This is a genomic window from Thalassospira sp. MCCC 1A01428, assembly GCF_002115825.1.
Taxonomy (GTDB): Bacteria; Pseudomonadota; Alphaproteobacteria; order Rhodospirillales; family Thalassospiraceae; genus Thalassospira.
Window position 1 is genome coordinate 1 of record NZ_JFJZ01000094.1, and the last position, 5,427, is coordinate 5,427.

Here is a 5,427-nt window from a genome sequence, read left to right on the forward strand (position 1 = left end):
TGTATCAAATACATCATCCTTGGCCTGTTTCAGGCGTTTTTGTGCTTCGTCAAGGTCGCGCTGCGCCTGCAAAATCCGTTGGCGTGCCGCGCCTAAAACGGCACTTTCCTGATCGGCAAAAAGCTGTGACGTGTCCTTGACGCTATCATTCAGGCTCTTCACAAAATCATCAGCCGCCTTGACCTCGCGCTGATATTCCTTAAGCCCATCTGCTGCTTTTCCCGCCGAATCCCCTGTATCCCATAAAGAAACAGCCAAGGCCCCGGCGACAGCAGCCGCCGCACCCAGAACGGCCCCCCAAGGGCCAAAAAAACCCAACAATTGCGCACTTTGCTGGGTCATGGCCACCAGCGGGTTTTGCCCGCTGGCCACCTGCACTGCAAAGTCACCAACCTGATAACCGGCCTGCTGGGCAATGGCCCCGAACTTGCGGTAGTTAACCGAACTTTTGGCAACGGCATCATCATTTGCGACGACTGTTCTACGCAAGGCACCAATCTTTGCCACAGACCGTTCGTATTCTGCCGTCAGGCCGTGCAAGACCCTTTCGGCCTCTGCCTGGGTTTTAATACCCTTTTCAACAGCAAAGTTAACCTGCGACACCTGCTGTTCATAGCGGCGGAAGGCACGCGTCGCAGGGTCTATCCGTGCCTGAATCCGGTTAAAGGAAGTCGCGGCGCGCCGGGTAGCCTTATCCATCCCGGTGGTAACAACATCCACAAGGCTCCCCGAATCCTTTAATTCCTTGCGAAATTTATCAAGCTGCGCCTCGATACTAACCGCAATGCCATGCTGTTCGATTGCCATTTTATGCCTCGTTCAATGCCTTGCGCACCGCCAAACTAATCATTTGCTGTACGTCCGCACCATCAACCGCACGATCCCGAATATGCAAGGCCGGGCGGGCGGGAACAGTCATGCTATATCGCTTGCCCAGTTTCCCGGCCTTGCGATATTGCACCGTTCCGCCCTTGGTGCCGCCATCAAGAAAACGAAACCAGAAATAGTCTGATGCCAGCGCATCACTCGGCAGGCCAATAAAGGCTTTCAGGCCATTTTCGGAATAAACCACCGTCAAACCATCTGCCGCATGTTTGCCGGGGTTCGCACTGTCACGCGGGGTTAAACGCCGCATTTCATCCAAAACCGCCAGCGCGGCTTTCGCAACCGCCTCAACCACCTGGTCGTGCATTTTATCTGGCAGCGCGTTTAACCGCGCTGCCAGTTGCTTTCCGCCTGTTACTGTCATGGTTATTTCCCGCGTTTTGGCCCGGCCATCGCCATAATACCCCGCAACCTGTTTGCCACATCGTCGGGCGATGCTTTTTCAGGTTCCGGCTCTGCCCCGCTGGTAATGCGCAAAAACTCCGCCTTGCCATCCATCGCCAGCATAATCCGGGCAATGGGGGTGGACATGGCCGCTTCGTCATCCCAGCCCAGCCACCCGGTGGCATAGCGGTAAACCATGTCCCACCAGGCGGAAAGTTCTACGACTTTCCCGGCGCGCTGCCCCCGTTTTCACCGTCAGAACCAGCATCATCATTACTGGCCCGCCCGCCGTTCAGCATAACAACCAGATAATCCGACAATGCCCCGCCAATCTCGGCCTTGTTTTCGGCCTGCCAGATATCCTTGACCAGCCCGTCAAACTCGGCCGCGCTGGGTTTCATCCCGGCCGCCGACGCCAAAACCGTTGCCATCGCGTCAAAATTCAAATCCCGCACCTTGGCAAAGGCTGGCGCAAGGCCACCAAGGGCGGCATTAATACCGCGCAAGGCATTCAGATTGGCCACCAGAAAATAGGATGTCCCGGCCAGATCAACCTTCATGGTCTGCGCCACCACACTTTCGCTTTTCTTTTCCATCATCAATCCTGTCAAATATCCATCAAACTGCGATCAAAAAATCAAGGCCACGATCAGGTAGCCGCCACCATCAAGGGCCGGGTGTTAATCCCGATAGAACAACTGGCTTTCACAACATCGGCGGCCCCGCCCACCGTCTGTTTGAACGACATGACCCGCCCGCGAAAATAATAGGTCGTCGGTGTGGTCTCCCCGTCATTCAGTTCAATCTTGAACGAAAATTCCGCATCCGATGCCAGGGCGGTTTGCAATTGTGCCTGCCCGGTATCGTCGGGGTCCAGGCCAAGCGCCAGCGCCAGCGTGCCGGGGTCTTCCGTGCCCTTGAATTTGCGCACCAGCCGGTCATCCAGTGACGTAAAAGTCACCGCCGAAAATTCAGACCCGAACTCGCCGATATTTTCAATTTCGCCAACCTTGATAAAGGTTTCGGCCTCAAATTCGGTTTTCGTCGCCGATGTTGAAACATCATCGGAAACCGACAATTTGTTAAGCGCAGCAACCGCAACAACCATCTTTCATGCTCCTTGCAAGACATAAAAAAACCGCCCCAACCGGGACGGCATACATTCATTAACCTGGAAAATTCACGGCTGCACCATCACCTCGATGGTGCAACTGCCAATATAGGTTTCATCTTCGATATCGGGCGATACAGTCAACCGTCTAACCCGCATCGCCTCCATCACCCCCGCCGACAGCGCCAGGCGCTTTTGATGCAGGGTTTGCTTGATCAACCCCAATATCGTCTGCGCTTCCAGCGATCCGGGGTAGGACGAATAAACCGATAGATAGAACGTAATCCGCTCATGCGCCCCGCTGATATAATCGGCATCCAGCACCAGGTTATTATCAAACACCACATAGGGCATCGTGGCATTAACCGGCACATCCTCATAAACCGGGCACGAAAGCGCCTCCGTCAAGGCCCCGTAAAGGCCCGCCTGCACCGCAATACTGGCAACCATGATTCCCCCATAACAAAAGGCGGCCCGGTCAAAAACCGGAACCGCCTATGCGTTCAGTTGTTGTGATATCACAACAGTTGAAAAATCAACCCGTCAGGGTCAAACGCCGTAAATCCGTCCGCAGGCTGTTAACCTGCCGCAACAAAAGGTCTGTTCCTTTTTCAGTCAGGCCCTCCATCCCCGGTGAAATCCAGCCAAACAAAACATCCACCTTAACCGCCAATTCCGCCATATCACGCGCCCGCGTCACCAGCATTTGTTCTTCCAGCCACTCGGCCAGATGCCCTTCCTCGTCGCCATCCCCGGCACTGCGCAATACGCAATAAAACCGGTGCAGGTCGGAAACGGTCGAGGGGATAATACCATGGTCAATCATCATACCACCCCCTACTGAACCCGGTGAAGACGCTTGCGTTTAACAGCATAGGGTTCGGCCAGCCGGGTCAGCTCGTCAATATCCTCCTGTGGCATTTTGCAATCATCCGGCACGGTCAGGCGAACAATATCCTCGCCGTCGTCATCCTTAAGAACATCAACGCCCAGCCCCATATCGCGGATAACCTCAATCGCCCCGTTAAACAGCTTGGCCCGCAAATCCGGCGGCAACAAATCAGGGTAATCAATCAGCATCCGTTCCGGGGTGATGCCCGTCAGGTCATCCAGCAGCGCATCAATCTCTTCCAGCATCATTTGCTTCACTTTGCGCTCAAAGTCTGCACCGCCGGGCACAGTCACAGATTCAATCCCAACCCGCATACCTTCCCTCATTTGCGGAATATAGTTCCCCCAGCCCTCTCCCTGATCTGCGAACACTTTCATCGCATTGCCGATGATTTTCCGTGCAAATTCACGCGGAGTATCTTTTATTTCGATATCCTTTTCCTGCCGCATTACACCAACTCCGTACCGGATACGCCAAAAACAAGGGCCAATTTGGTCAATCCTTTCGGCGTGACGCGGACCTGTTCCGTAATTTTTTCAGATCCATCAGATCGATACGCTGTAGTGGTTTTATGCTCCAGCAGCCCCTGTGACGTTTTGGACTGATACCCAATCCACGTTGCTGACCCTGTGCGCTTGTAAATCCAGCCGTTTTGCCCCATCCAGGCGAACAGGTCTTTAGGGCGTTTCTGCAAGGTCTTGGCCGCATCCGTAATGCAAAGCGATCCGTCTGCATGTGCGATCAGATCGAACCCATCCACCTTGGGCGCCATTTCAGAGATCAGCTTACTCTGGCTTTCAATGTGTTCAGCCTGCTCTGCATTCTGGAGCATTCGGATACCAGCAAGGCTGTGAGCCGTTTAGATGACGATGAAAGGGGTACGAATACTGTTCGTACCCCCTCTGGTGATCAGGAAATGTTGGTTATTAACGAAAGCGGCCTTTATTCGCTACCCACGCCGAACCCCGCCATTAAATTTTGACTCCCGTTTAAAAATCAAATTAACTTCATCCCCTGATTGTAATGCACAGGGGGCTGCAATGGCGTTTCTCGAATTCTTCAAACCGAAACTGGCACCGGAAATCACGGTATCCATCAGCACGAACATCCCGTTTGATGCTACCGAAAGCGCCCGCCCCGAAACCGCCGACGAATATGGCGATATTGATCTTTCCGATATCAGTATCGCCATTGAATATCGCGACAGCAAAAACCGCGTCACCACCCGCCGTATCGTGATTTACAGCACCTGGACGGAGCAAACCGCTTACCGCTTGCACGCCTATTGTTATGAACGCCACGCCTATCGTCAGTTCCTTAGCACCGGCATCGTTTCCATCATTGATATCGACGGTGTCGTTTCCCATCCGGTTGATTTTTTCCGCGACGAACTGCAAATAATCGTCAACCCGGCCTTTTTCCCGGCGCGCGATGCAGCCCCCCTTCCTGAAATCGAAAGCAACCCGGGCCAGCGCATCAAAAAATACTGCCGTCCTGACCTTCGGTTGCTGTCCACCCTTTCGCGCAGCGACGGCTATATGCACCCTGCCGAAATCCAATTCATGCTTGCTTATGCGCAAAAGGTGGCCGATTTCCACAACGAACCCTTTACCGAAATCGATGCCAAAGCCCTTGCCGCCTATATCAAGCGACTGCGCCCGACAGAAGACCAGGTAAACGATGCCATTGATGGCATATGGAAGCACCACAAGCACCGCCGTAAAATGTTTGTTGAAGCCTGCCACGGGCTTATTCAGGCCGATGGCATTGTCAAACCGGAAGAACTCGAAGCCCTGTCCGAACTGGTTGACGAATTTAGCTGACCATAACAACCCACATTCTGCTCACAAAACCGGGGAATTTTTTATGCGTTCAATCATCATCATCGGGCTGGTCAGTCTCCTTGCCGCCTGTTCAACCGAAGACAGACTGCGCGGCACCGAATTTGAACCCTATGCCGATGGCACATTCCGGTATCGCGCCGATGTGTATTATCCCTACGACGATGCCGACCGCATCAAATGGCTGGAAACATCCCTTAAAGAAAACAGCTATTGCCCCAATGGCTATGAAATCACCGATAAAAAAGAAGTTGTTCGCGCCAATATCGGGGTTTTTGGCGACGCCAAAAGTGTCATTTTTTACGGCAAATGCA

General features: G+C 53.5%; 11 protein-coding genes. 2 read left to right on the forward strand and 9 right to left on the reverse strand.

The annotated features are described in order from the left end of the window. The 9 genes from THS27_RS25560 to THS27_RS25600 all read right to left on the reverse strand — a co-directional run. Positions 1–807, reverse strand: an 807-nt coding sequence (locus tag THS27_RS25560; protein WP_210403020.1) for a phage tail length tape measure family protein, incomplete at its 3' end; no start/stop codon positions are given. 1 nt (position 808) lies between these two features. Beyond that, positions 809–1,249, reverse strand: a complete 441-nt coding sequence (locus tag THS27_RS25565; protein ID WP_085595743.1) for an HK97 gp10 family phage protein — start codon at positions 1,247–1,249, stop codon at positions 809–811. Between the two features lie 2 nt (positions 1,250–1,251). Then, on the reverse strand, positions 1,252–1,467 hold the full coding sequence (locus tag THS27_RS25570) for a hypothetical protein (RefSeq protein ID WP_085595745.1): 216 nt from the start codon (positions 1,465–1,467) through the stop codon (positions 1,252–1,254). A 20-nt stretch (positions 1,468–1,487) separates the two neighbouring features. After that, complete coding sequence (locus tag THS27_RS25575; protein ID WP_139835751.1) at positions 1,488–1,868, reverse strand: hypothetical protein; 381 nt, start codon at positions 1,866–1,868, stop codon at positions 1,488–1,490. A 50-nt stretch (positions 1,869–1,918) separates the two neighbouring features. Further along, entirely contained in the window at positions 1,919–2,377 is a 459-nt protein-coding gene (locus THS27_RS25580) for a phage tail tube protein (protein ID WP_085595749.1), read from the reverse strand. 72 nt (positions 2,378–2,449) lie between these two features. Continuing rightward, positions 2,450–2,830, reverse strand: coding sequence for a DUF3168 domain-containing protein (locus THS27_RS25585; protein WP_085595751.1), 381 nt, complete (start codon positions 2,828–2,830; stop codon positions 2,450–2,452). Between the two features lie 85 nt (positions 2,831–2,915). Beyond that, positions 2,916–3,209 carry a hypothetical protein gene (locus THS27_RS25590; RefSeq protein WP_085595753.1) on the reverse strand — a complete coding sequence of 98 codons (294 nt, stop codon included), beginning with the start codon at positions 3,207–3,209 and terminating at the stop codon, positions 2,916–2,918. An 8-nt stretch (positions 3,210–3,217) separates the two neighbouring features. Then, complete coding sequence (locus THS27_RS25595) at positions 3,218–3,721, reverse strand: hypothetical protein (protein ID WP_085595755.1); 504 nt, start codon at positions 3,719–3,721, stop codon at positions 3,218–3,220. Continuing rightward, positions 3,721–4,104, reverse strand: coding sequence for a phage antirepressor KilAC domain-containing protein (locus THS27_RS25600; RefSeq protein ID WP_085595757.1), 384 nt, complete (start codon positions 4,102–4,104; stop codon positions 3,721–3,723). The genes THS27_RS25595 and THS27_RS25600 overlap by 1 nt, the downstream gene beginning before the upstream one ends. 208 nt (positions 4,105–4,312) lie before the next feature. Here THS27_RS25600 and THS27_RS25605 point away from each other — a divergent pair, with 208 nt between their 5' ends. Together THS27_RS25605 and THS27_RS25610 are read left to right on the forward strand one after the other, a co-directional pair. After that, the gene (locus tag THS27_RS25605; RefSeq protein WP_085595759.1) at positions 4,313–5,095 is read left to right on the forward strand and encodes a TerB family tellurite resistance protein; all 783 of its coding nucleotides are present in this window, start codon (positions 4,313–4,315) and stop codon (positions 5,093–5,095) included. A 43-nt stretch (positions 5,096–5,138) separates the two neighbouring features. Continuing rightward, the coding region (locus THS27_RS25610) for a hypothetical protein (protein WP_139835752.1) at positions 5,139–5,427 on the forward strand (289 nt) is incomplete at its 3' end.